The sequence below is a fragment of the Ureibacillus yapensis genome (genome assembly GCF_003515775.1).
In the GTDB taxonomy this organism is placed as follows: Bacteria; Bacillota; Bacilli; order Bacillales_A; family Planococcaceae; genus Ureibacillus; species Ureibacillus yapensis.
This window is the reverse complement of sequence record NZ_QWEI01000004.1, coordinates 1-25,075: the sequence shown is the minus strand read 5'-3', so window position 1 is coordinate 25,075 and position 25,075 is coordinate 1. Positions and strand designations below refer to the sequence as shown.

18 protein-coding genes, 4 tRNA genes, 2 pseudogenes and 2 riboswitches are annotated in these 25,075 nt (G+C 40.6%); of the genes and pseudogenes, 4 read left to right on the top strand and 20 right to left on the bottom strand.

Going from position 1 to position 25,075, the window contains the following annotated elements; translation table 11 throughout:
* Window positions 1-89: 89 nt before the first annotated feature.
* A complete protein-coding gene (gene uvsE / locus D1B33_RS09230; protein ID WP_118876104.1) occupies window positions 90-1,043 on the bottom strand; it encodes a UV DNA damage repair endonuclease UvsE in 954 nt (317 codons plus the stop codon).
* A gap of 707 nt (window positions 1,044-1,750) precedes the next feature.
* Between uvsE and D1B33_RS09225 the strand changes: the two genes are divergently transcribed.
* Both D1B33_RS09225 and D1B33_RS09220 read left to right on the top strand, forming a co-directional pair.
* Window positions 1,751-2,734, top strand: coding sequence for a diaminopimelate dehydrogenase (locus tag D1B33_RS09225; protein ID WP_118876103.1), 984 nt, complete (start codon window positions 1,751-1,753; stop codon window positions 2,732-2,734).
* 138 nt (window positions 2,735-2,872) lie between these two features.
* Window positions 2,873-3,244 carry a VOC family protein gene (locus D1B33_RS09220; protein WP_118876102.1) on the top strand — a complete coding sequence of 124 codons (372 nt, stop codon included), beginning with the start codon at window positions 2,873-2,875 and terminating at the stop codon, window positions 3,242-3,244.
* 177 nt (window positions 3,245-3,421) lie between these two features.
* Here D1B33_RS09220 and D1B33_RS09215 read toward each other — a convergent pair whose 3' ends face one another.
* Window positions 3,422-4,177: a CPBP family glutamic-type intramembrane protease gene (locus D1B33_RS09215; RefSeq protein WP_118876101.1), complete on the bottom strand. Its 756-nt coding sequence runs from the start codon at window positions 4,175-4,177 to the stop codon at window positions 3,422-3,424.
* A 469-nt stretch (window positions 4,178-4,646) separates the two neighbouring features.
* On the bottom strand, window positions 4,647-5,090 hold the full coding sequence (locus D1B33_RS09210; RefSeq protein ID WP_118876100.1) for an Hsp20/alpha crystallin family protein: 444 nt from the start codon (window positions 5,088-5,090) through the stop codon (window positions 4,647-4,649).
* A 221-nt stretch (window positions 5,091-5,311) separates the two neighbouring features.
* On the opposite strand from D1B33_RS09210, the gene D1B33_RS09205 reads away from it, so the two are divergent.
* Window positions 5,312-6,568 (top strand): amidohydrolase family protein, encoded by a 1,257-nt coding sequence (locus D1B33_RS09205; protein WP_118876099.1) that lies wholly within the window; start codon window positions 5,312-5,314, stop codon window positions 6,566-6,568.
* A gap of 98 nt (window positions 6,569-6,666) precedes the next feature.
* On the opposite strand, the pseudogene D1B33_RS09200 reads toward D1B33_RS09205, so the two are convergent.
* The 4 genes and pseudogenes from D1B33_RS09200 to D1B33_RS18765 form a co-directional block, all read right to left on the bottom strand.
* Window positions 6,667-6,972 (bottom strand): annotated as a pseudogene (locus D1B33_RS09200) (enoyl-CoA hydratase/isomerase family protein); the annotation flags it as partial.
* Window positions 6,973-6,981: 9 nt separating this feature from the next.
* Complete coding sequence (locus D1B33_RS09195; RefSeq protein WP_118876097.1) at window positions 6,982-8,742, bottom strand: acyl-CoA dehydrogenase family protein; 1,761 nt, start codon at window positions 8,740-8,742, stop codon at window positions 6,982-6,984.
* A gap of 275 nt (window positions 8,743-9,017) precedes the next feature.
* Window positions 9,018-10,547: a long-chain-fatty-acid--CoA ligase gene (locus D1B33_RS09190; protein WP_118876367.1), complete on the bottom strand. Its 1,530-nt coding sequence runs from the start codon at window positions 10,545-10,547 to the stop codon at window positions 9,018-9,020.
* Window positions 10,548-10,625: 78 nt separating this feature from the next.
* Window positions 10,626-10,931: pseudogene (locus tag D1B33_RS18765) on the bottom strand (fumarylacetoacetate hydrolase family protein); the annotation flags it as partial.
* 396 nt (window positions 10,932-11,327) lie between these two features.
* On the opposite strand from D1B33_RS18765, the gene D1B33_RS09180 reads away from it, so the two are divergent.
* The gene (locus D1B33_RS09180; RefSeq protein WP_118876096.1) at window positions 11,328-12,176 is read left to right on the top strand and encodes an MBL fold metallo-hydrolase; all 849 of its coding nucleotides are present in this window, start codon (window positions 11,328-11,330) and stop codon (window positions 12,174-12,176) included.
* Window positions 12,177-12,258: 82 nt separating this feature from the next.
* Here D1B33_RS09180 and D1B33_RS09175 read toward each other — a convergent pair whose 3' ends face one another.
* The 13 genes from D1B33_RS09175 to D1B33_RS09115 form a co-directional block, all read right to left on the bottom strand.
* Window positions 12,259-13,854: a bifunctional metallophosphatase/5'-nucleotidase gene (locus D1B33_RS09175; protein WP_118876366.1), complete on the bottom strand. Its 1,596-nt coding sequence runs from the start codon at window positions 13,852-13,854 to the stop codon at window positions 12,259-12,261.
* Window positions 13,855-14,138: 284 nt separating this feature from the next.
* A complete protein-coding gene (locus D1B33_RS09170; protein WP_118876095.1) occupies window positions 14,139-15,242 on the bottom strand; it encodes a metallophosphoesterase family protein in 1,104 nt (367 codons plus the stop codon).
* Window positions 15,243-15,532: 290 nt separating this feature from the next.
* On the bottom strand, window positions 15,533-15,844 hold the full coding sequence (locus D1B33_RS09165; protein ID WP_118876094.1) for an iron-sulfur cluster biosynthesis family protein: 312 nt from the start codon (window positions 15,842-15,844) through the stop codon (window positions 15,533-15,535).
* 54 nt (window positions 15,845-15,898) lie between these two features.
* On the bottom strand, window positions 15,899-17,389 hold the full coding sequence (gene gcvPB / locus D1B33_RS09160; protein WP_118876093.1) for an aminomethyl-transferring glycine dehydrogenase subunit GcvPB: 1,491 nt from the start codon (window positions 17,387-17,389) through the stop codon (window positions 15,899-15,901).
* On the bottom strand, window positions 17,382-18,734 hold the full coding sequence (gene gcvPA / locus D1B33_RS09155; RefSeq protein WP_118876092.1) for an aminomethyl-transferring glycine dehydrogenase subunit GcvPA: 1,353 nt from the start codon (window positions 18,732-18,734) through the stop codon (window positions 17,382-17,384). Before gcvPA ends, gcvPB begins: the two co-directional genes overlap by 8 nt.
* Window position 18,735: 1 nt before the next feature.
* Entirely contained in the window at window positions 18,736-19,131 is a 396-nt protein-coding gene (gene gcvH / locus D1B33_RS09150) for a glycine cleavage system protein GcvH (protein ID WP_118876091.1), read from the bottom strand.
* 110 nt (window positions 19,132-19,241) lie between these two features.
* A complete protein-coding gene (gene gcvT / locus D1B33_RS09145) occupies window positions 19,242-20,354 on the bottom strand; it encodes a glycine cleavage system aminomethyltransferase GcvT (RefSeq protein ID WP_118876090.1) in 1,113 nt (370 codons plus the stop codon).
* Between the two features lie 78 nt (window positions 20,355-20,432).
* A complete protein-coding gene (gene glyA / locus D1B33_RS09140; RefSeq protein WP_118876089.1) occupies window positions 20,433-21,683 on the bottom strand; it encodes a serine hydroxymethyltransferase in 1,251 nt (416 codons plus the stop codon).
* A gap of 100 nt (window positions 21,684-21,783) precedes the next feature.
* A riboswitch (glycine riboswitch) is annotated at window positions 21,784-21,881 on the bottom strand.
* A gap of 220 nt (window positions 21,882-22,101) precedes the next feature.
* Window positions 22,102-23,490: an amino acid permease gene (locus tag D1B33_RS09135; protein ID WP_118876088.1), complete on the bottom strand. Its 1,389-nt coding sequence runs from the start codon at window positions 23,488-23,490 to the stop codon at window positions 22,102-22,104.
* A 338-nt stretch (window positions 23,491-23,828) separates the two neighbouring features.
* Window positions 23,829-23,930, bottom strand: a riboswitch (glycine riboswitch).
* Between the two features lie 734 nt (window positions 23,931-24,664).
* Window positions 24,665-24,746, bottom strand: a tRNA-Leu gene (locus tag D1B33_RS09130).
* A gap of 40 nt (window positions 24,747-24,786) precedes the next feature.
* A tRNA-Cys gene (locus D1B33_RS09125) sits at window positions 24,787-24,860 on the bottom strand.
* Between the two features lie 12 nt (window positions 24,861-24,872).
* A tRNA-Gly gene (locus D1B33_RS09120) sits at window positions 24,873-24,947 on the bottom strand.
* A 4-nt stretch (window positions 24,948-24,951) separates the two neighbouring features.
* Window positions 24,952-25,026, bottom strand: a tRNA-Gln gene (locus tag D1B33_RS09115).
* Window positions 25,027-25,075 lie beyond the last annotated feature (49 nt).

Here is a 25,075-nt window from a genome sequence, read left to right as displayed (position 1 = left end):
ACAGGTTGAATTTTTTTAAGTATTGCTTTTCGTTTATTTTACCATGGATTCGAAGGGTTTATAGTGAAGAAGGACGTGCAATCCTCATTCTAAAGTTCAATCGCAGCGCCATTAACTCGTTTGAACCCGCGCAATTTGCTTAAGCTTTCCACAAGCTGCAGTGCCGCCTGATCCTTTGCTTTAGCCTCAATCATAATATCTGCAGACTTTCCAAACTCTTTTAGCGCTTTTATAAAAGGGAGTGCAAATTCCATGTCCACATAATCTGCATGAGCACGGATCAATTGATCGGATTTCGGAGAAGATAAATGAAATTTCGGGACCTTGCCGGTATTCTCCCAAGTCGCAAAGATGCGGGGCAACAGCCCTTGCCAATTATCATTTCCGCGATTCGCCCAGTGATGGTGGTAATCAAAGACAAATGGCACACCCTGCCGCTCGCAAATTTGCAGCGTCTCTTCCGCTGTATATGTTTTATCATCATTTTCAAGTGTCGTTTGCATGCGAATCGGTTCCGGCAGTTTTGTGAAATTTTGATGAAACCGTGAAACGGCATCCACCTTATTCCCATATGTACCGCCTACATGAATATTAATGGTAGCGTCATGATGCAGTCCCATCGCTTCCAGCATTTTATAATGATAGGCCATATCAATAATGGCATTCGCCGTAACCTCGTCTTTAGGACTTGTAAACAACGTAAATTGGCTCGGATGGAAGCTGACACGTAAATGATTGCGCTGCACCAACGTCCCCATCTGCTGAAAATGTTCTTGAAAAGGCGCAACAAAGTCCCACTTCACATCTGGATGTGTGGCAAGCGGAACAAGGGATGAAGACATTCTGTATAGTTCGATTCCATGCGCAATATTATAATGAAGAATGCGCATGGTGTTCTTTAAATTTTGCTCTGTAAGATAAAGCAGTTTCTCCATTCGGGAAGCTTCATCCTGCTTCCGCCAATTTGTATAGGTCATCGTTCTGGATGGAGAAGCCTCCCACAAAGCAAGTGCAGTCGACACATAGCCGAATCTTAATATCATCGCGATCCCAACCTTTATGTATATGTCCCTTAAGAACAAATAAATTATAAGTAAACTATAAACGAATTATGGCCAAAAATCGATTTTGGATACTAAAAACAGACAGGGTACGAAACCCTGCCCGAAAAGAATCCCGCTATTTAATTTTGATGGCGTGCCGTTGATGAACCTTTCGATCGTCTTTGTTCATCCGGCATTTTTGGCTGATTTTTTATTTTCTTCTTCGGCGCATGTGAGTCTTTTACCATGAAAATCCCTCCCACTTTCGTATAAAAAAATAAAGTTCGGCCAGCATAAACATTACTCAACCCAAAATTTCACCATTTCGGCATTGAGCAAATATTTATTCGCCACTATTATCTTAACCGTTGGCTGTTGGATTATTCGAGGAAGGGGCGACCATTAATTGACACGGTTTGTTAAGATTCACTTTTAAGTTGCTCTTTTGAACAGAAATAACCTCACAATTGAAAATAAATTTTTAGAAGTTATAACAACAGAATCAGCACTTGTTTATAAAGGCAAAGGAATCAGCCTTCTATTTTTATTTTCAATGGTTTATTATTTACAGAAAATATTTAAAACACTTATAATATAAAAAAGTGTTATTAATTAGAAATGGCTATGCCAGAATTTTTAGCATCGGCTTTAGATTTAAGCCATTTCTTAACTAACTAAATTTTAACTATGAAAATGGAGATAGGTATATGTCTAAAATTAAACTAGGTATTGTTGGATATGGTAATTTGGGTAAAGGAGCAGTAGAAGCAATTAAACAAACGGATGACCTGGAATTGGTAGCCGTTTTCACAAGAAGAGATCCGGAAGATTTAACAATCGATGATCCAACTGTAAAAAAAGTACATATTTCAAATGCAAGCGACTATAAAAATGAAATTGATGTTATGTTGCTTTGCGGCGGCTCTGCAACCGATTTACCTGAACAAACACCTTACTTCGCTAGTATGTTCAACACGGTTGATAGTTTTGACACACATGCAAAGATTCCTGAGTTTTATGAATCCGTCAATGAAGCCGCAACAAAAAATAACAAAACAGCGATTATCTCAGTCGGCTGGGATCCAGGCTTATTCTCAATCAATCGTTTAATGGCAGATGCCATTTTACCGAGCGGCGAGAACTACACATTCTGGGGGAAAGGGCTTAGCCAAGGTCACTCAGATGCAGTTAGACGCGTCAATGGGGTAAAAAATGGTGTTCAATATACAATCCCGTCTGAATCTGCAATCGAAAAAGTACGCAGCGGTGAAAACCCTACTCTTGAAACTGCAGAAAAACACAACCGCGTGTGCTATATTGTAGCAGAAGAAGGGGCCGACAAAGCAGCAATTGAACAAGAAATCAAAACAATGCCAAACTATTTTGCAGATTACAATACAGAAGTGAACTTTATCTCAGAAGAAGAACTAAAACGCGACCACTCAAAAGCTCCACACGGCGGTTTTGTCATTCGTGGCGGCAATACAGGTTCAGGGCACAAACAAATCTATGAATTCTCTCTTAAACTAGACAGCAACCCTGAATTTACAGCAAGCGTATTAGTTGCCTACGCAAGAGCAGCTTATCGTCTAAACAACGAAAACCAATTTGGTGCAAAGACTGTGTTTGATGTAGCGCCCGGCTATATTTCACCACGTTCTGCCGAGGAATTGAGAAGAGATTTCTTGTAAGTTCCAATCATATAAAACAGCTCCCTTTTTTAATTTATGTGGGAGTTGTTTTTTTCCTCTTTTTTATTGTGCAGTTCAGCGAGCTCACATATACTTGACGTTAGGCAAGCATTCCATTGTATAAAGGGGACAAGAGAAATGAAACTAGGTGCATTTTCTATTAGCTTAAAGGTAAAAGACATTCACAAATCCAAAGAATTCTACTCCAAATTAGGCTTTGAAGATTTAGGCGGAGACATTACTCAAAACTGGCTGATTATGAAGAATGGCCAATGTGTTATTGGGTTGTTCCAAGGAATGTTCGAGAAAAACATGCTTACTTTCAATCCGGGATGGGATCAAAACGCTCAAAATCTTGATTCCTTTACGGATGTAAGAGAGCTTCAACAAACTCTTAAAGAAAATGGAATCAACATACTCCATGGTGTTGATGAAGCAAGTGAAGGACCAGGTTACATCACGATTGAAGACCCAGATGGCAATCCTATTCTGATAGACCAACACCGCTGATTTTTTAAACAAGATACACCTTTCAGTGATACCCATTTTTAAACGCTGCCAGTTCCCCTCACTATAGATATGGTGAAGTAATCCCATATTCACCATCGAACTCGGGGTTTACTTCTCTTAATGTAAAGGATATAAAAAACCTGCTTCTTATTTGAAGCAGGCATCACTCTACACTATTTATCTTAAAGAATTCAAAAACATCTGCAAAATGAGCTGCAGGTCCATGAGAAAATGAATGATGACGATCGGCAGCAGTCTCTTTGTCTTCGTAAAGAAGAGCCCTAAAATAATGGCCAAAGGGATAAACGAAAAAAGTCGCCATAACATATAATCTGCCTGAAGTACGATGGGAAGGAATACATGCTGAAGAGCCAAGGCCAATCCTGCCAATAAGATAGGTACGTATATTTTCCCAATTGATGCTTGTAATCTCGGCAGCGCATAGCCAATATAAGTAGGAGTCTCAACTAAAGCATTTGATAACGGAAACAGAATTAAAGCGATAGCTGCAAATCCAATTGGAAGTGCTTGAAAGTGTGTATCAGGCGGAATGATGGAGCCTAAAAACAAATATGAAAAGAGATACAGGGGTACAGCGCCCCCAATGACCGCCAATAGGAAAAGAACACCATATTCGCGGACCTTTTTTCTACTTATATCAACCCCCGATTGGAAGAGACTCCCGTATTGTCGCCCTTCTTTTTTAAGAAAGAATCGAAGGATAATAAAAGTGAATAGATTAGCAAAAATCACTTGAAACGGCCACCACTTTTCCGCTTCCTGAAAAGGATGGTCGCTCCCCTTCAATGTAAAAATACCGACAAATATCAACCCAAAGCCTAAAAAGAATAGCGACCTCATTACTAACGAAAAATAAATATCGCTTTTTTTAACTGACTGACGATTTGCCTCACTTGATAAAAGGGATTGCATGGTTTTCCTCCAAAAAGTTATTTAAGTTCTTCTTGTCATCCCAAAAGCATCCTGCTGTAAATTTAATCCTTACACCCTAAATTATAAAGCGGTGTTATTGTTAAACGAAATTAGGAAAATAAGCCAATTTCCTTCCTCATTTTTCTTGAATAGTTTACGCGTCATTCTCCTTTGACATGTTCAAAAGTAAAAACTCAACAGCTTAAAAATCGATCGATTAAATATTAAAAAAACACACAAAACATTGGTAAATCAACGTTTTTGTGTGCAATAAGTTATTTATAAAAAATTTCCATTTAATTAAAAACTAAAAAATCAGATGTTCAAGACAACAAATTAGGGAGCCCTATCCAATCCGATTGCGATTGTGCTAGAGCTCCCATTCCTTCAAATTTTTCATTAGACCACTTGTTCATTCCTCTAGAGCTCATCTATAAAATGTTTTCTTTCGGAATATCCCTTCATTCAATTATTGAAAATCAACATCAATCTTTTTCGTATTGTTGCCAACGGTTAATTTTGGCATTCTTACTTCCAGTACTCCATTTTTATAGGAAGCTTTAACGCCTTCCTCGGATACAGAAGTCGGAAGCGAAACAGAACGATTGAAGCTGCCGACAAAACGTTCTTTTCTATGCATGTTTTCTTCTTTCGCCTCGTTTGTTCGATTGATCGTTCCGCTTACTCGCAACATATTGTTTTCAATAGTTATGTTGATGTCTTCCTTTTTTTCAAGGCCAGGGATATCGCAAGTGGCAACGACTTCATTTTCGGTTTCGTGTACATCTACACGAACGCCGCCCAAGTTTCGATATTCATTTTCAAATGCTGCAGGTAAATTAGAGAAAAAGTTTTCAAAATCCCTTCTCATATTGGAAAGTTGTCTAAATGGATCATTTGGAACTAAAGCCATTTTTCCTGCCTCCTTTTTATCATTACATTGTATATATTCCCAAGGAACGAACAAAAATAAACATTCTACCCGTAAAGATAAAAATGATAATCTGTACACTCAATCGGCCAAGCGACTGAATTCTCTTTTAATTCCGAGCTTAAAATGTACATCTTCTCATTAGATAGGTTTATGATTGATATAGAACTGATTTCAGTTAAAATGTTGCAAGGGAGTCATGTATGATGAAAAAATTTGTAAATGCCACAATATATGGAGACCCAGCTTCTCATGAAATGCTGATAGAAAACGGTCAATTTAAAGCAATAGGAAATGATTTAGGAAATGCAGAAGAGGTGATTGATTTACAAGGCCGCTTGGTGCTGCCTCCTTATGTCGACCCTCATTTACATTTGGATTATATTTTTTCAGGGCTGGGCGAAGGAAATGCCAACGTATCAGGTACGTTATTTGAAGGAATACAGCGCTGGAGTGACAATAAGAAATCATTGACGGAAGAAATGGTGCGTGAGCGCGCCATAAAAGGAATTCAAAAAGAAGTGAGTAAAGGGGTTCAGTTCATTCGTTCTCATGTAGACATTACGGATCCGAATTTAACCGGGATGAAGGCATTACTGAAACTGCGGGAAGAATTGAAAGATATGGTAACATTACAGCTTGTCGCGTTTCCTCAAGAAGGCTTCTTCAGATATAAAGGAGCGGAAGATTTGATGAAACAAGCACTTGAAATGGGTGCTGACGTAGCAGGCGGGATTCCGCACTTTGAAATTTCCTACGAACATGGCGTTGAATCATTAAAACGCATCGTGGATATGGCGATCGAATACAACGTGATGATTGATATTCACTGCGACGAAAACGATGATCCCAATAGTCGCTTCCTTGAAGTATTAAATGCGCTTGTTATGGAAAAAAACTATGGCCAATATACCACTGCAAGCCATACCTGCAGCTTTGGATCCGTAGAAAACAGTTATGCCAACAAAATGATGGGGTTATTTAGAGAATCTAGAATCAACTTTATTTCGTGCCCAACCGAAAATGCCCATTTACAGGGACGCGGCGACAGTTACCCAAAACGCCGTGGTCTAACGCGTGTAAAAGAGCTATTGAACAACGGAAACCATGTAGCATTTGCACAAGATTCCATTGCAGACTACTGGTATCCATTAGGTAACGGAAATATGATGAACATTTTGGACAACGGAATCCACTTAGCGCATTATACGCACATTGATGAAATCAATAAGGCCTTCGATCTCATCACATACCACGGTGCCCACATTATGAGAGTGAACGACGAGTACGGCATTGAAGCCGGTAAACCAGCCAACTTTATCGTGTTGGATGCCCAAGATGCCTATGAAGCCATCCGCGAGCGTGCAGAGGTCCTTGCCTCCATTCGCAACGGCGAATACCTCTTCAAGCGGGAAATGCGAAAAAATGAAATTGAAATTGATTTTTTAAAACATTCATAAGTTTCATATTCCCTAAAACGTTTATCTCCCTCAACACTTTTATTGAGGGAGATTTTCATGAATTAGGAAAATGAAATACCCATTAAAACAGCAATTACTTACTTCCCTTCAAATACCGGTTTCCTCTTTTCCAGGAATGCCTGTAATCCCTCTTTCCGATCTTCAGTTGAAAAAGCAGTGTTAAAGCAGGTTGCTTCGATTACCAACCCCGACTCGATGTCTGTATTTCTTCCCGCATTTACGGCAAGCTTCAACATTTGCAGGGCAATCGGTGGTTTTTCTGCAAGTTTCCTTGCCCATTCTTTTGCTGTCTCAAGCAACTTTTCAATAGGAACTATTTTATTTACAATCCCTAATTCTTGGGCACGATTGGCATCAAACATTTTTAAAAATTCAAGTAATTCATATTAGATTTAAACAATATACTTTTCAGCATGCGAAACTCGTTCAGCAATCTGCCGCTTCAGTGTTTTAACATTGACAGGAATTTGAGCTGTCAATTTCATTAGCTGTTGGATTTCTTCTTCCAAGTCCATAGAGGCTAGCGCTTCCTTGGCGGTACTTTCTATTTTTTCGAAACTTTCCTGAACGAATACCTGAGTCATTCTAATTGCATTTATCGCTTTTTCTTCCCCGATATTATTTACCAGTTTCTTTGTACGAAGCAATACACCATTGATTGCATAAATTTGAATTAATAAGTCCGCTAAATTGGCCAAAACCTCTTGTTCTTTTTCGATGCTCTTACCGTATTGGTCGATTGCCAATCCACCAATCAGCGAGAAGATTCTCTTTGCCATGGTTTCCAAATAAGTTTCTTGTTCCAAAGCCTGAGTAAACGCTTGATGCTCAATTTCCTCTTTAAATACTTCCATATTTTCAAACAATGGAAGTTGTCCCTTATTCCCCTTTTTGATCAGCGTTCCCGCCAGCAACAAACGATTGATTTCATTTGTGCCCTCAAAGATACGGGTGATTCTCGCATCACGATACATCCGTTCTATTTTATAGTCTTGTGTGTATCCATAGCCGCCGTGAATTTGCACACCTTCATCGACAATTTGATCCAAGACTTCTGTACCAAATACTTTAACGATGGAACATTCAATGGCATATTCCGCAATAGAAGCAGCTACAGATCCAGTAGTTGGCTGGCTATCTGAATGGTCAGTGTCATTCATCGCTTGATCAAATTGGCCCGCCAACCGGTATACCATCGTTTCCAGTGCGTAAATCAAAATGTTCATTTCCGCCAGCTTTTTGCCAATCAGAGGGAAACTGGCGATAGCAGTACCAAATTGGTGACGCTCATTTGCATACTTGGCACTTAAAGCAAGTATTTCCTTGGCGCTTCCCAGACAGTTGGTTGGTAGTTTATGGCGTCCGAGGTTTAAGATATTGAACGCTATTTGATGGCCTTTTCCGATTTCCCCAAGCAAATTTTCTGCCGGCACTCGAACGTTATCAAAGAAAAGCGAACAAGTGGAGGAAGCCTTTAGCCCCATTTTTTTCTCCTCCTGACCAACTGTAAAGCCCGGCGTGTTCCGTTCCACAATGAAAGCGCTAAAATGCTTTCCCTCTATTTTGGCATAAACGATAAAGATATCCGCTATCCCGCCATTTGTAATAAACACTTTAGAACCATTTAAAATATAATGCGTCCCGTCATCGGACAGGAAAGCAGTTGTTTTTGCGCCTAGTGCATCGGAGCCGGAAGAAGGCTCTGTCAGGCAGTAAGCACAGAGTTTATCGCCGGCCACAATATCCGGTAAATACTTTTCTTTTTGTTCATGTGTTCCGAAATAAACAATTGGCAGCGAACCAATCCCGGTTTGTGTTCCAATGGAATAAAGAAACGAAGAGGTTCTGCCAAACTGTTCATTCACAAAAGTACTAGTTACTTTATCTAGATTAAGCCCTCCGTATTGTTCCGGAAAATCCACACCAAGCAATCCAAGTTCTCCGGCTTTTTGAATTAGACTTTTCGTTAGATTATAATCCAATTTCTCAAGCTTCTCTTCTGCCGGAATCAATTCTCTCAAAACGAAGTTTCTGGCTATATCAACAATCATTTGCTGATCTACCGTTATATCTTCAGGTGTAAAAATGGCATCGTCTGCATTTTCCAATATAAAACTTCCACCAGCCTCATTGGCTATCCCTTGTACTCTCATCAAACTTCACCCTTTTTCTACTAATCTATAGATTTATACAAATGATTGGCCATTTATTAGTGTAATACTGATGAGGGATTGCCCCAAAATGTCTCCTATGATATAAAAAGCGGTTCCCCTTCTTCTTGAAAACGGCCTGGATCTTTAATTTAATAGATTTGCTCTTTTTTTAATTTCAACATTGTTAATCAGCATTCCAATTTGGTTGCCTGTATTCGTCACAACCCTCATTATCCGCCTCTTAGTTTATTAAATTAATCTTCTCATGTGATTCACTATCGGTTTCGCAGAGCAACACGGCTAATTTTTCCGACTTGCGTTTTCGGCAATTCATCCACAAATTCAATAATTCTTGGAACTTTATAGTTAACCAGGCTTGTTTTGCAAAAATCGATGATATCCTTTTCCGTGACATCAAAGCCATCCTTCAGCAAAATATAGGCCTTTACGTTTTCACCTCGATAGTCATCTTTAACGCCCACAACCGCTGCTTCCAGGATGGCTGGATGCTCAAACAGCACCTCTTCTATTTCCCGGGGGTAAACATTGAAACCGCTGGCCAATATCAAGTCTTTTTTCCGATCTACAATATAGATATAACCATCGTGGTCCATTTTTGCTATGTCCCCGGTATAGAGCCAGCCATCTCTCAAAGCATATTCTGTTTCCTCCCGCATTCCCCAATAACCTTTCATGATTTGCGGACCTTTCAAAATAAGTTCGCCTTCATGTCCGACCGGCAATTCTGTTGTACCGGTTTCAATGTCCATGATTTTAACTTCTGTCCAAGGCAATGGCAGCCCAACGGAACCAATTTTCCGGTTTGGCTTAGGCGGGAATGCGATTGCTGCAGGAGAAGATTCTGTCAAACCATAGGCCTCCAAAACATATGCAGAAGCCCGGTTATCAAAACTTCGAATCACTTCCGCAGGCAAAGATGCCCCTCCGGATTGAAAAACTTTTATTTGGTCAAGCCCATAATTTTCAATTTCAGGATGACTATTGAGCGCAATATACATGGTTGGAACTCCCGCAAACCGAGTAACTTTCTCTTCCTTTATGGCATTTAAAACCTGATCAGTCTGGAAGTTTTCCAGTAATACAATACAGGATCCCTGAAATAGGCTTAAATTCATAACCACTGTCATTGCATATACGTGAAATAGCGGCAATACTCCCAACACTACTTCTTTACCGTGTACCAGCGAATCCTTGAACATTTCATCTTGCTGCCTTACATTTGCTACTAAATTGCTATGTGTCAACATAACGCCCTTTGAAACACCCGTTGTACCACCTGTATATTGCAAAATGGCAAGATCATCGTCCGGATTTATGTGTACAGGTTGTAGATTGCTGGAATCAGTTTGTAAGTAATGTTGAAATTCACTGCTTGTCTGGTTAATTGGATTCACTTTAATAATCGTTTCGAGCGGACATTGGTCATATACCGAGAAAACAATATCTGCCACAGAATCAAGGACAAAAATCAATTTACTGCCTGAATCTTTCAAAATGATTCCCAGCTCTCTTGATGTAAGACGGGGGTTAATTTGAACAACAATTCCGCCCGCACGCAAAATTCCGTAGTAGGCAATGACATACTCCGGGCAATTTGACAGCATCAGTGCAACGCGGTCCCCCTTTTTTATTCCGATTTGTTGAAGCGACGCTGCACATCGTTTCACATTGTCCAATAAACCACTATAGGTCATTTTAGCTCCATTAAACGAAACAGCAGGATGGTTTGAAAATTTATTTGTCGTTCTTTCGAGCATTTCGTAAAGAGAAATCGAAGGAATCATCACTTTATTAACCTCCTATCAATTGCTTCAGTCAGACTAAATGAATAATCTGACTAAAATTAGGAATCTTGGTTTTTGCTACATTTTGATGCCTGCTGTCATAATTTCATTGGCAGTATTACGTCCGTATTCCGAATTTTCGGGTTGCGCATCAAAATCCTGAAAATCAACATCACTTTCAACTATATTATTTTCGAGTCTACAATATCCTTCCATTTCTACTGCCACCACATCACCAGGCTGTACCGGGCGTGAATTTGCAGGTGCCCCTGTTAAGATGATGATGATATCTCCAGGATCAAGGGTGATTAGCCGGGATATATCTGCAATGAGATAGTCGAATGGGAATGTTAATTCTCCTGAATTGCCTTCCTGTACTTGTTTTCCATTTACATAGGATAAATTCGATTGTCAACAGAGAACCCGAATAATACCATGGTAGAACTGATAAAATATTTGCTTTGCCTTCAGGGGACAAGGGCAGGGAGTAACCTTTAAGTTTGTTCATCTTTGATTCTCTATACTATATATAATATGTAATTTTCTACTATTGTCAATATATTCTAAAAATTGAAAGTTTATTTAACTTTTTACATCATATATTGTTTTTGTTGCATACACATGGAAGTATCTTGATATACAAACGGTTCAATAAGTTGCTTAGTGAGCAGATCGATATGAAAATGTGAATCTGAACTTAATAATCCTCTCCGAATTATTTTGCCATCTCTGTAAAGTAGGCTATAATGAACGCTACAAACAATTGAAAGGAACGAATTCATGCAAACATTACACAAACTTTCCAACCGCCTCTTCTACCTCTCTCCCGTACAAAAGACCGACCGCCCCATATTGGCTGCCGTCGCAGGAGAAAATCAGACACTGCTGATTGATGCCGGGAATTCCTCCAGCCATGCCAAACTATTTAAAGAGCAATTGGCCTCCCATGGTATTAGTGGAGATATTCTGGCTCTTACCCATTGGCATTGGGATCATGTATTTGGCCTTGAAGAAATGAATATGCCTTCAATTGCCAATTCCATGACCTATGAAAGAGTTAGGGAAATACAACAGTTTTCATGGGAAGACAAAGCATTGGATGAACGTGTCGAAGCAGGGATTGAAATTCCATTCTGTGCAGACGCCATCAAGCTGGAGCTTGGCGATAAGCGAGAGGTGATTATAGCTGATCCCACCATCATTTTTGAAAACAAAATCGAACTGAACCTTGGTGGGGTTACTTGCATCATTGAACATGCTGGCGGAGACCATTCCTCCGATTCCAATCTTCTCTATATTCCCGAGGAAAAAGCGCTGTTTCTCGGCGATTGCCTGTATGCAAATATGTACGCAGAAAAATGGCACTATACCATTGAAAAGATGGGTAAACTTTTGGAGAAAATCGAACAATACGATGCGGATATCTATTTCCTGTCCCACCATCCAGCACCATTGAAAAAGGATGAATTTGCAGAATTTGTTTCATTGCTGAAGACAAGTGCACAAATTACGGAGAAATATAATGGGGATTTCGAGAAAATCAAATCAGGGATGTCCTCGTATTTCCAACGTGACTTAACGGAAGATGATTTGGAGATTATCGGTTACTTTGTGAATGGGTATCGCTAACATTCCAAATACAACAAAAAGCAAGGAGGGAAAAGAGCTCTTTTCCCCACTTGCTTTTTTATTAGCCAATCATAAAAGTGTGTTATTGCACATTAATTCGATCCAAAGCAGATGCCTGGATTGGTTCTTTGAAAGTTTTAATATATGAAACCATCGCTTCATAATCAAGTGGACCATTCACTGGATTTCCGCCTTCTTTAAAGACCGTGAAGCCGTCTCCGCCCGTTGCCAAATAATTGTTTGCCGCCACTGTATAGGTTTGATCAGGATTTAGCGGAGCTCCTTCTTCATCAGTCACTTCCACAATTCGCTCACCAACCGGGGCGTTTTGATCCCATGTGTATTGCAGACCGGAAATTTGCAGCATGCGAGGATAACTGCCTTTCCACTGTTGTTCCAAAATTTCCTTGATTTGTTCCCCTGTCAGTTCCATCGAAACAAGACTATTTCCAAATGGTGATGTCGTGTATACTTCTCCCCAAGTGATATCACCAGCATCGATATCGGCACGAATTCCGCCTGGATTCATAAAAGCAAAATCCGTACCCATTACCGCGCGATGAGAATCAGCCGTGAAATTGCCAAGCGTAGATTCACCGCTGTCGTCCTGATTTCTTGTTAAAGGAGAAGTTGTTTGTCCAATAACTTCGTTCACTAAAGGAGCTACTGTTTCCTTATAGGATTCGACCATTTCTTTCACTTTTGCATCAGGTTCGATGCCTTCATGATATGTTGTCACGATCTTAGCCTCTTTTTGGACGATGTCTTTTGTTTTTGGATCAATCAGCAAATCAACATCAGAAAAAGCAGTACCATTGGAGTAGGATTGCACGATTAACTTATCATCGACAACCGCATTGGCAAAACTATGATTATGGGCGCCATAAATAACGTCCACTTCATCATTTACCTTGTTTGCAAATTCAACCACATCCCCCGATGCATTTGAACCATCTTGATTGGATACAACCGGATTATGAGCCAAGACAACGATTGATTCAACACCTTGACCTTTTAGCTCTGCAACCGCTTTATCAATTGCTTCCACCTCATCTGTAAACTCAAGGCCTTCAACGGCACTAGGTACAACAATATTTGGAGTTTCCTTAGTTACCACGCCAATAAACCCAATCGGCATTCCGTTCACTTTTTTGATCATATATGGAGGAAGAATCGGCTCTCCAGTCTTTTCATCCATCACGTTCGCTGCAACAAATGGGAAATTGGCTCCCTCGAAATAACCTGTAGCTTCGTGTACACCACCATCAATTAAACGCATCAATTCTTCAACGCCTTCATCGAATTCATGATTTCCCACTGTTGCTACATCCACGCCCAGCTCATTAAACAGTTGAATGGTCGGTTCATCCTGCAATAAGGCCGAAGTCGGTGCACTTGCCCCAATTGCATCGCCAACGTGAACCATTAATGTTTCCGTTTTATTTTGTTTCGCTTCTTCTTCATATTTTTCTAAATAAGCGGCCAAATATTCAGCTCCGCCAACTGGCTTTCCTGCTACTTTCCCGTATACATCAATCTGCCCGTGAAAATCATTCATCCCCAATAATTGAACCGGGATATATCTTTCCTTGTAATTGGCATGCTCGGGCGGAGCAGCCGAAACCGTTGTACCCAAAAGTGAAAAGGACAACAGCACTCCAGGAATAAATTTCTTCATCTTTACCATTCTATCAATCTCCTTAATTGGTTAATAATACAACGATAACTTTTGGATATTAAAATTTAGTTATAGCTAAATAAACTATTTGTAAATAATAACTGGCCCTTATACCTATAGCAAGAAATGGTCAAATAGGATGAGGAGTATCAGAAAGACTGGCTAACCAAGCGTTTGTGGACTTCAGCCTATAGAGCTATCAACTTAAATGAACGCAAAAAACCGTTCCCCACTATTGCGGGAAACGGTTGATCATCAGTTATGCAGTAGATTAGATTCCAATGTTACTGTATTCCGTAATCTTTCGCAAATACCATTTCTGTATCTACTACAACGCCTTCTGCATTTTCATCCAGATGGAACACGCGTGCACCGCGAAGTTTGTGGTCTTCTTCGCCGCCCAATCCATACGTGCCAAATCCGGTACTTCCTGCGTAACCAAGCATGATGCCATAATAATTTCCAACAAACGTATTAATATGGTCGTGGCCGGAGAAGACGCCTTTTACATCGCCGCGATCAAGCATTGCTGAAAATAGCCCACTGTTGAATGGTCCAGTACAGATGCACTCATTTCTTTCTCCTGTAATGTTATGTCGTTCTACTGCTAGTTGATGGCTCTCTTCTGTCCCGCCATAAGGGCTTCCATACCACATGTACTCAAACTCTGGAAGCGGGATGTGCATAAATGCTAGAGAAGGGACCTTGTAACCTGCTGTTTGTTCCAGCTTCTCGGAAGTTTCAGTGTACCATTGAATCTGATCTTGTTTAATCCAGTCCCATGTATGATAGCCTTCGAAATCCTGGCCGGCAATCTCCTCTGGTGCATATCGTCCGCTGTCAAAGAGCCAAACATTAAAGGCTGGTGCATTGCCCTTGGAATTTTTTATGGCCACATTGGCATTCCCAGTTCCCGTAATATCTTTTGAATCCGCCTTATTGACATTATGCTCGAAAGACATGTAGTAATTAAGCATATCCTCTTCGTCAATTCCTGTTTTTTCTGTATGGTCTTCATCGTGGTTTCCGAATGTCACGGCCCAATGAATTCCTCTCTCTTCCATTGGTTGAATGACGTTGTCCATTGCCTGTTTTACTTCTTCCGCTGTTTCCATATCCCCATTAATTACATCTCCATTGACAATTACCAAATCGGGTTGCTGCTCATCCAGCACCGCATTCATTAGTTCAATGGTTCTTGGGTCAATTTCTTCGTCGTCTTGCGTGTCATTAAATTGAACAATCTTATACTTTCCATTCTCGTTAAACTGAAGTTTTTCATTTTCTTTCGTCTTTCCTTGAACCGTGTTGTCCTGAACTTGAATAAACATGAACAGGGCAGCGATCGAAATCGTGGAAATGATTCCAATTAGTGTGCGCTTAATCATTTAGTAATCCTCCTGATGAAATAATAGATTCTATATTAGAATAATAGAATTGTATTAATATACTATTAATTTGGTATTTATATTGCGTAAAAGAAAAACATACTAATATCATAGGACCTAAGGCTGAGCATCTCTCTTAAATCAACTGAAATAAAAGCAAAAAACCGTTCCCCAATACTTCGGGAAACGGTTGATCTGACGGGATTATTCATGTTTAGATATTCGGAAAATATCGGTAATTAGATATTGGGCGGGATAGCACTATTATATAAATAGATGCTAAAGATGCATTACAAGATATCTAGATCAATTGAACATGCACTTGCTTCAAAACTATCTCCAACGAGAAAGCCGGTTGCATTTGTATAATCAATTAACGTTTCTTCATTTAAATAGCGTTTTGTAAAATGATCCATCTTAAATTGAATACCTTCATACTCAATATTCGTATCGTTGAGTCGTGGCTCATCAAATACAAGCGATAACTTCACAGACATCCCACATCCGCCGGCTACATCTGCATCAAGTCGAGGAGATTGTCCTTCCCTTAACATGATTTCTTTTAGTTTGTTCATCGCTGCCTCTGTTATTGTAATCATCATCGAACCCCTCCATGTTTATAGTGAAAGTTCCCCTCCACCGAAGGAGATTCTACTTTATGATCTTGCAAACTCTTTTTCTCTCTCTGCCGCTTCCTCTTTTACATAACGCAAGATTGGCTGTCTTGCGGCCTTTACTTCATCCAATCGGCCAATTACGGTAGTATGTGGGGCCTCCAATACAACAGATGGATTTTCCTCTACTTCTTTGGCGATTTGAATCATGACATCCGCAAAGGCATCCAATGTTTCTTTGGACTCTGTTTCAGTCGGCTCAATCATTAAACATTCCTCTACATTTAAAGGGAAGTAGATTGTTGGCGGATGGTATCCAAAGTCAAGCAGGCGTTTTGCCATATCCAACGTTCTTACACCCAGCTTTTTCTGTCTGGAGCCGGATAATACAAATTCATGCTTGCAAACTTGCGAATATGGTGCATCAAAGTAAGGCTCCAGTCTTTTACGAAGGTAATTGGCATGCAGCACGGCACTTTCCGATACTTCACGCAATCCAACATTCCCCATCGTGCGAATATAAGTATATGCACGCAATAGAATGCCGAAGTTGCCATAATATCCTTTCACGCGACCAATGGAAAGCGGCTCATTATAATTCAATACATATTGATCGTTCTCTTTTTCAACGCGCGGCACCGGCAAGTAAGGAATAAGTTTTGCTTTCACTCCAACCGGACCAGCTCCCGGTCCGCCACCGCCATGCGGCCCTGTAAACGTCTTATGAAGATTCAAATGCACGATGTCAAAGCCCATGCTTCCCGGCGTTGTTTTTCCTAAAATCGCATTGGCATTAGCTCCATCATAGTATAATAACCCGCCTGCCTCATGAACAACTTCTGCGATTTCCAGAATTTCTGTTTCAAACAATCCAAGTGTATTTGGATTTGTCAGCATAAGAGCGGCTGTATCGCTTCCGACGTGCTTCTTTAATTCTTCCAGGTCAACCAACCCGTTTTTATTGGAAGGAATGGTGATCGTTTCAAAGCCGGCAACTGTTGCACTTGCAGGATTTGTTCCATGAGCAGAATCCGGAACAAGCACTTTTGTTCTTGTTTCCCCTTTTTGGGCATGATACGCCTTCACCATCATTAATCCTGTCCATTCACCTTGGGCTCCCGCTGAAGGTTGAAGCGTTACCGCATCCATTCCTGTGATGACAGCCAGCTCTTCTTGCAATTCATACAAAACTTCCAAGGCGCCTTGAACCGTTTCCACTGGCTGATAGGGATGGATACGGCTAAAGCCTTCCAGCCGCGCAACCGTTTCATTGATTTTCGGATTGTACTTCATCGTACAAGAACCAAGCGGATAGAATCCATTATCAATCCCGTGGTTTTTATTAGAAAGCGCTGTGTAGTGGCGCGCGATCTGCAGCTCCGATACTTCCGGCAGCTCCGCCGGTACGTCGCGAATTAAATGCTTTGGCAGTTTATCCTGTAAATCAACATGGCCAACATCGCTTTCAGGCAGATTCGAACCAACACGGCCCTGACGACTAATTTCAAAAATCAGATCATTATATTCAACCATTTACAACTGCCTCCAATACTTCGATCAATTTGTCAATTTCTTCTTTTGTGCGCTGTTCCGTTACTGCCAGCAGCATTTGATTTTCCAAACCATAATCCTTTCCTAAATCAAAGCCCCCAATAATACCCGCTTTGATAAGCTTTGCATTGACTTCTTTTACCGGACAAGGAAGCTCGACAACAAATTCGTTAAAGAATGGTGCTTTGTTGATAATGGTAAAGCCTTTTTTCTCAAGAGCTTTTGCAGCGTAATCTGCTTTCTCGAAGTTTAGCTGTGCCATACGGCGAATCCCCTGTTTACCAAGCGCCGACATACAAATGGAAGAAGCAAGAGCATTTAATGCCTGATTCGAGCAGATATTGGACGTTGCTTTATCACGGCGAATATGCTGCTCGCGTGCTTGAAGCGTTAATACAAACCCTCGTTTTCCGCTTTCATCTTCTGTTTGCCCTACGATACGGCCAGGAATTTTGCGCATATATTTTTTGCTAACTGCAAAATAACCGCAATGCGGGCCGCCAAAGGACATCGGGATTCCCAACGGCTGCATATCGCCTACCACAATATCTGCTCCAAAGTGGCCAGGTGTTTGCAAAAGCGCCAATGCCAACGGGTTGGCACTTACAATGAATAAAGCGCCATTTTCTGCAGCGATTTTCTTCACTTCCGCTAAATCTTCAATTGAACCAAAGAAATTTGGATATTGAACAATGACAGCTGCCGTGTTTTTATCAATTTGTTGGCCTAATTGATTTAAATCGGTAACCTCATTGACGAGATTTACTTCTTCCACTGCATATCCCGGACCGGCTGCTACTGTCTGTAAAATAGCGCGTGATTCAGGATGGACCGCTTTCGATACGAGTACTTTTGAACGTCTTGTCGATGCTACGGCAAGAGAAGCCGCTTCTGCGAGCGATGTAAAGCCGTCATACATGGAAGAGTTGGCTACATCCATTCCTGTCAATTCGCAGACCATCGTTTGAAATTCAAAAATGGCTTGCAGCTCACCTTGGCTAATCTCAGGCTGGTAGGGAGTATACGCCGTATAAAATTCGGAACGCAGCAGCATATGGTCAACAACATTAGGTATGTAGTGGTCATATGTACCCGCACCCAAGAAAGTCGGATAATGATTGGCATTTTTGTTTTTGGCTGAGAGCTGAATCATTTTTTTCATTAAAAGCGGTTCTGAAACAGCATCGGGAATAGCCAATTCGCCTTGAAGTCGAATTTCAGCCGGGATATCTTCAAATAGCACATCGATGGAGGAGATATTCAGAGCAGCCAACATTTCTTCTTGATCTTGTGTCGTATCAGGAAGATATCTATAAGTGTTTGACATATCAATTCTCTCCTTCATTCGTAAATGCTTGGTACTGATCTTCGTTCATCAATGTTTCCAACTCTTCTGGATTGGACATTTCCAATTCGAATAACCAGCCTGCTTCAAATGGCTCTTCATTGATTGTCTCCGGAGCATCTTCCAACACATCATTGACGGAGACAACCGTACCCGATAAAGGTGTAAAGATTTCCGAAACCGCTTTAACGGATTCAATCGTTCCCACTGCTTCATTAGCTGAAATTTCAGCATCGATTTCGGGGTTTTCAACAAAAACGATATCCCCCAATGCCTCTTGCGCAAAATCAGAAATGCCAATACGTACTCGATTTCCGTCTAATTGCAATACCCACTCATGTTCCTTGCTATATAATAAATTCGCTGTCGCTTTTGTCATTGTCCATTCTTCCTTCCCCTTGCAAATTTAAAAGTCGTACAATTCAGATAATTTTAAAGAGAGTTTGCATACAGTGATCCCTTACAGTCGCCTGTATGCAAATTCTTTTATTAGCCTCTTTTATAGAAAGGGGCTTTTACAACGATGGCTTCAATTGGTTTGTTCCGGATTTCCACTTTTAGCGGTGTCCCCACTACGGCGTATTCCGTTGAGATTAAAGCAAGCCCTATACTTTTCTTCAACGTGGGTGATTGTGTGCCGGATGTGACGAAGCCAATTTCATCTCCACCTTCCGAAACCACTTTGTACCCATGGCGTGGAATTCCACGTCCTATTACTTCGATGCCAACCAATTTTCGCTTTACCCCTTCTTTTCTCTGTGCTGCAAGAACATCTTTCGCGATAAAATCACTTTCCTTTTTCGTTTTGACGACAAAGCCGATTCCTGCTTCGAGCGGACTTATTTCGCTGCTAATATCTTGGCCATAAAGGGCAAGTCGCGCTTCCAGGCGAAGTGTATCACGTGCACCTAATCCGCATGGTTTTAAACCTTCTTCACTGCCAGCTTCCAGCAGCTTTTCCCAAAGTGCAGCTACCTGATCGGCTGCCAAGTATAGTTCAAAGCCATCTTCTCCCGTATAACCCGTACGCGATACAAGGATATTTGCAATGCCGGAAACAGTGACCTGTTGAGCGAATTCAAACGGGCGAATTTCGGATAAGTCGGTTTCCGTTAGCTTTTGTAAAATAGTCTCTGCCTTTGGACCTTGAATGGCAAGCTGAGCAGTGTCATCTGAAATATTTTGGAGTGTTACTTCTCCTTTTACATGCTGCCTCATCCAGTCGTAATCTTTCTCTATATTCGCTGCATTAATGACAAGCAAATATTTTTGATTCGCTAATTTGTACACCAGTAAATCATCAACCGTACCGCCATCCGGATAGCACATTGCTGTATACTGCGCCTGATTAACTTCGAGAGTTGTGACATCGTTTGTGACAAGGTAGTTGATGTAACTCTCTGCATCTTTGCCTACCACGAGCACTTCTCCCATATGAGAGACATCAAAAAGTCCCGCTTCTGTTCGAACCGCCGCATGTTCTTCCAAAATGCCGGAAAACTGTACCGGCAGTGCCCAACCACCAAAATCAATTACTTTCCCACCGTACTTCTCATATACTTCAAAAAGAGGTGTTTGCTTTAATGCTGCTTCCGTACTCACTGAACTACCCCCTGCCTATATTTTTTGCGAATTTGCAATTCTTCCGCTTTGAAATGCTAAATCTATTAAGATTTTTTATCACACAGTAACCGACTGTTGGAATAAGGGAAAGGCCTCGCAAATTGCTTTGATTCTTTCTTGTGCTTGCTCAAGAACTGCTTTGTCCCCTTTACTCTTCAGAACAGCAGCAATCACTTGCCCGATTTCAACCATTTCTTCCTGCTTCATGCCACGAGTTGTCAAAGCTGCTGTTCCCATGCGGACACCACTTGTTACAAATGGCTTTTCAGGGTCATATGGAATCGTGTTTTTGTTCGTCGTAATTCCTGCCTCTTCCAGCAACTTCTCGGCTTCTTTTCCTGTTAAGCTCCACGGGCGAACATCCAACAAAACAATATGGTTGTCAGTGCCCCCAGAAACAAGCGCTGCACCTTCGTTCAATAATGTTTCACTTAGTGTTTTAGCATTTTCGATGACTTGTTTTGCATAATCTTTAAAGCTTGGTTGTAAAGCTTCATTAAACGCAACCGCTTTAGCAGCAATGATGTGCATAAGGGGACCGCCTTGAATTCCTGGAAACACCGACTTATTAATCGCTTTAATAATCTCTTCATCGTTTGATAAAATGATGCCGCCGCGAGGCCCTCTCAACGTTTTATGCGTAGTGCTTGTTACAACATCAGCATATGGAACCGGCGATGGATGAACACCAGCTGCAACAAGACCTGCAATATGCGCCATATCCACCATGAATTTTGCGCCAACTCGATCGGCAATTTGTCTGAAGCGTGCAAAATCGATTGTTCTTGGATATGCACTTGCACCTGCAATAATCAATTTTGGCTGTTCTTTTATCGCAAGTTCTTCCACCTCATCATAATCAATCAAATGCGTATCTTCTTTTACGCCATATGACACAACCTCGAACCACTTCCCTGAAACACTAACAGGGCTTCCATGCGTTAAATGTCCACCTTGCGACAGGTTCATTCCCATGATTTTATCGCCCGGCTGAAGCAAAGCAAAAAACACGGCAAAGTTCGCTTGTGCACCCGAATGGGGTTGAACGTTTGCATATTTAGCGCCAAACAACTCCGTTAAGCGATCAATCGCTGCTTGTTCTGCTACATCCACAAATTCACAGCCGCCATAATAACGCTTTCCTGGATACCCTTCCGCATATTTATTGGTCATTACACTTCCCATTGCTTCCAACACATCTTCACTCACAAAGTTTTCTGATGCGATTAATTCCAATGTTTGATGCTGGCGGTCTTGCTCCTTTTTAATCGCTTCAAAAATCGTTGAATCATTTTGTTGTAAACTCATATTAAACTCCTCCTTGAATGTTTTTCGAATTTGTCCAAAGTCTCAAACACTACCTTTTTTAAACACAAAAAAAGAACAGAAAAAGGTAGCAATGTTTTCTCTACCCTTCTCTGTCCTTGTACCTGAGAGTTTAACTCCATTTTGGAGCTTTCCCCGTTGGTGGCGTATGCATGATACGCGCTCTCCAGAGGTGCGTCCAGTTGTGGTTCCATCTACCTGAGAGATTTGTTCCAAGGGTCTTTTTGGAACTTGCTCCTTCGGTGGCTCGCTATCTTGCACTCTCCCACAACCATCATCCGCAATATTTAATTGAATTTTCTATACATTAACAATATTGATATAAAATGGATATGTCAATACTTTTTTAAAGCGTTTACATCTTATTTTAAAATAATTTTAAATTTTGAGAAAATTAACCTTACAAATCAGATACATTTTGACTTTGCATTTCAGCAGCTTGAGGTTCTTCCGTTTTCTTCACCTTATAAATGGCAATCAACATAATAAACCAAACTGGAGTCACAAATAAAGCAATGCGAGTATCTTCCGCAAGAGCAAGCACGACAAGTACGAATGCTAAAAATGCAAGAATGACATAATTCGAAAATGGATAAAGCGGCAATTTAAACTTGTTCACCTTTGCCAGATCCGGTCTTGTTTTGCGGTATTTCAAATGACTGATGACCATAATGCCCCAAATAAAGATAAAGCACACTGTAGAAATACTTGTAATCAGCGTAAATACTCCTTCTGGCATTATATAATTCAATACAACTGCAATCAAAACAACAATACTTGAAAAATACAATGCATTGGAAGGTACTTGACGGGAAGTAAGCTTCGTAAATGAACCCGGTGCATTGTTATTTTTTGCAAGTGAGTACATCATCCGGCTTGTACTGAAAATAGCGCTGTTGCATGCTGAAGCAGCGGATGTTAAAACAACAAAGTTGACAATAGCAGCAGCTGCACCGATGCCAACCACCATGAACACTTGAACAAATGGGCTTTCCGTTGGAATGATGCTATTCCATGGATAAATACTCATAATAACAATCAGTGCCCCAATGTAGAAAATCAATACTCGAATCGGGATACTATTGATTGCTTTCGGAATAACTGTTTCCGGGTTTTCCGTTTCACCTGCAGTAAGCCCTACTAGCTCAATCCCAACAAACGCAAACACGACCATCTGGAATGAAAGAATAAAACCGTTCATGCCATTTGGGAATAGTCCACCATGACTCCACAGATTCGTGAAACTGGATGCACCAGCGTCAGTCGAGAATCCTTTAATAATCATGAAAATACCAACAACGATGAGCGCTAAAATTGCAATAACTTTAATCAAGGCAAACCAGAATTCCATCTCTCCAAAAAGCTTAACAGTAGTAAGGTTCATGATCAGCAAAACAACAAGCGCGATCAATCCCGGCATCCACTGAGGGACTGAAGGAAACCAATATTGAGTATAAAGGCCAATTGCCGTTAAATCGGCCATTGCAATAGAAACCCAGCAAAACCAATAGGTCCATCCAGTGATAAATGCTGCCATATCCCCTAAATAGTCTTTTACAAAATCAACAAAAGAATGGTAATTCAAATTGCTTAAGAGTAATTCCCCAAGTGCTCGCATGATCAAGAAGCAAATAACACCTGTAATCATATAGGCTATTAAAATTGAAGGCCCTGCCAAATGTATAGATTTCCCCGCTCCGAGAAATAATCCTGTTCCGATTGCCCCACCAATCGCAATTAATTGTACGTGCCTATTTTTTAGTCCCCTTGCCAATGTTTGTTCCGCCATACAAATCCCCTCACTCCCCATAATATATATGAAACAGGCCAGTCCCATCGGTTTCTTCCATCAAGCAGATTCTTTGAGTAACTGCTTTTTCCGTTGTAACTCAAGGGACAATTCTGATGTTTCTATAATTCTCACAAACAATTACCTTAAACATTAAACACAGAAATAGAGTTAAACAATTTAGTAAGACCTAGTATAGTAGGGTTGAAGGCTCTGCAACAAAAAAAGGACAGAAGAAGGCAATGTATCTACCTTCTCTGTCCTTTTACCTGAAAGCTTGTCCCGCAAAAAAGCGGATCCCCTTCGGTGGCATATTCAATATGCGCTCTCCAGAGCTACGTCATGCAATGGTTCCTTTTACCTGAGAGATTTATTCCAAGGCTTTTATGGAATTTGCTCCTTCGGCGGCGAACTTCATCACTCTCTCCCATTACAGTCAACCGTAACTATTCAATTGTTTTTCTTAATATAATTTAAAACACAAGATAAACGCAATGTCTTTAAATGTAAAATGGTGTAATTTATTGTAGTTTAACTTAATATTGTGAATTTTTCAATAACTTTTTCCAAAAACATTAAATTAATTTTTCTGTAAAAACTGTAACATATCTTCTCGTTTTACCATAATTCATGTAATTGAAATTGTTTGTTGAACTCATTGGGTGTGTATCTGAAAACCAAAACTGCCACCTGGCGGCTTTTTGAAATTTCACCTTTAAGTCTTTTAGTGATATATCATTTTTATACGATGGATATTATGTAATGGACGAATTAAAAAAGAGCCACATTATTTTTTGTTGCTCTGCAAGCTTAGTGGTCGTGATTTATTTTTGAATTATTACTATACACTTCTTTCTTCTTCGCGTTCCTTCTATTCTCCGATTCCGTAAAGGATTTTATATTGTTTATCACCTTCATGCTATTCAATATACCTCGTAAAGTCTTCTTGAACAAACTGCTTTTCTTCTTCCGCCGTTCTAAAAAGCGGTGCTCTACATTGAGATTGGCAGAAGGGTTCTTAATAAGAAATAATTAATAAGAGTGGCGAATAATTTGTAGCTTCTTTTGAAGTAACTATCTTAAGCAATCAAAGTATCGTTTCGTCAATTTTAATTGTAATTAAGCACAAAAAACGGCTTCCCATTGTTGGGAAACCGTTTTTGTTAACTTTTGATACCGGTGGCCGGGGTCGAACCGGCACTCCAGAAGGAACACGATTTTGAGTCGTGCGCGTCTGCCAATTCCGCCACACCGGCAAATTAATAATTAGTTAATCGGAAATCCGATTATTAGATATGGAGGCGGCAACCGGATTTGAACCGGTGATAAAGGTGTTGCAGACCTGTGCCTTACCACTTGGCTATGCCGCCATTCAATATAAGTGGAGCGGAAGACGGGGTTCGAACCCGCGACCCCCACCTTGGCAAGGTGGTGTTCTACCACTGAACTACTTCCGCAAAATGGCTGGGGTACCAGGATTCGAACCTGGGCATGACGGAATCAAAATCCGCTGCCTTACCGCTTGGCTATACCCCAATGTTATTAAGAAGAAAGTAATTTTTAGAATGGGGCGACTGATGGGAAT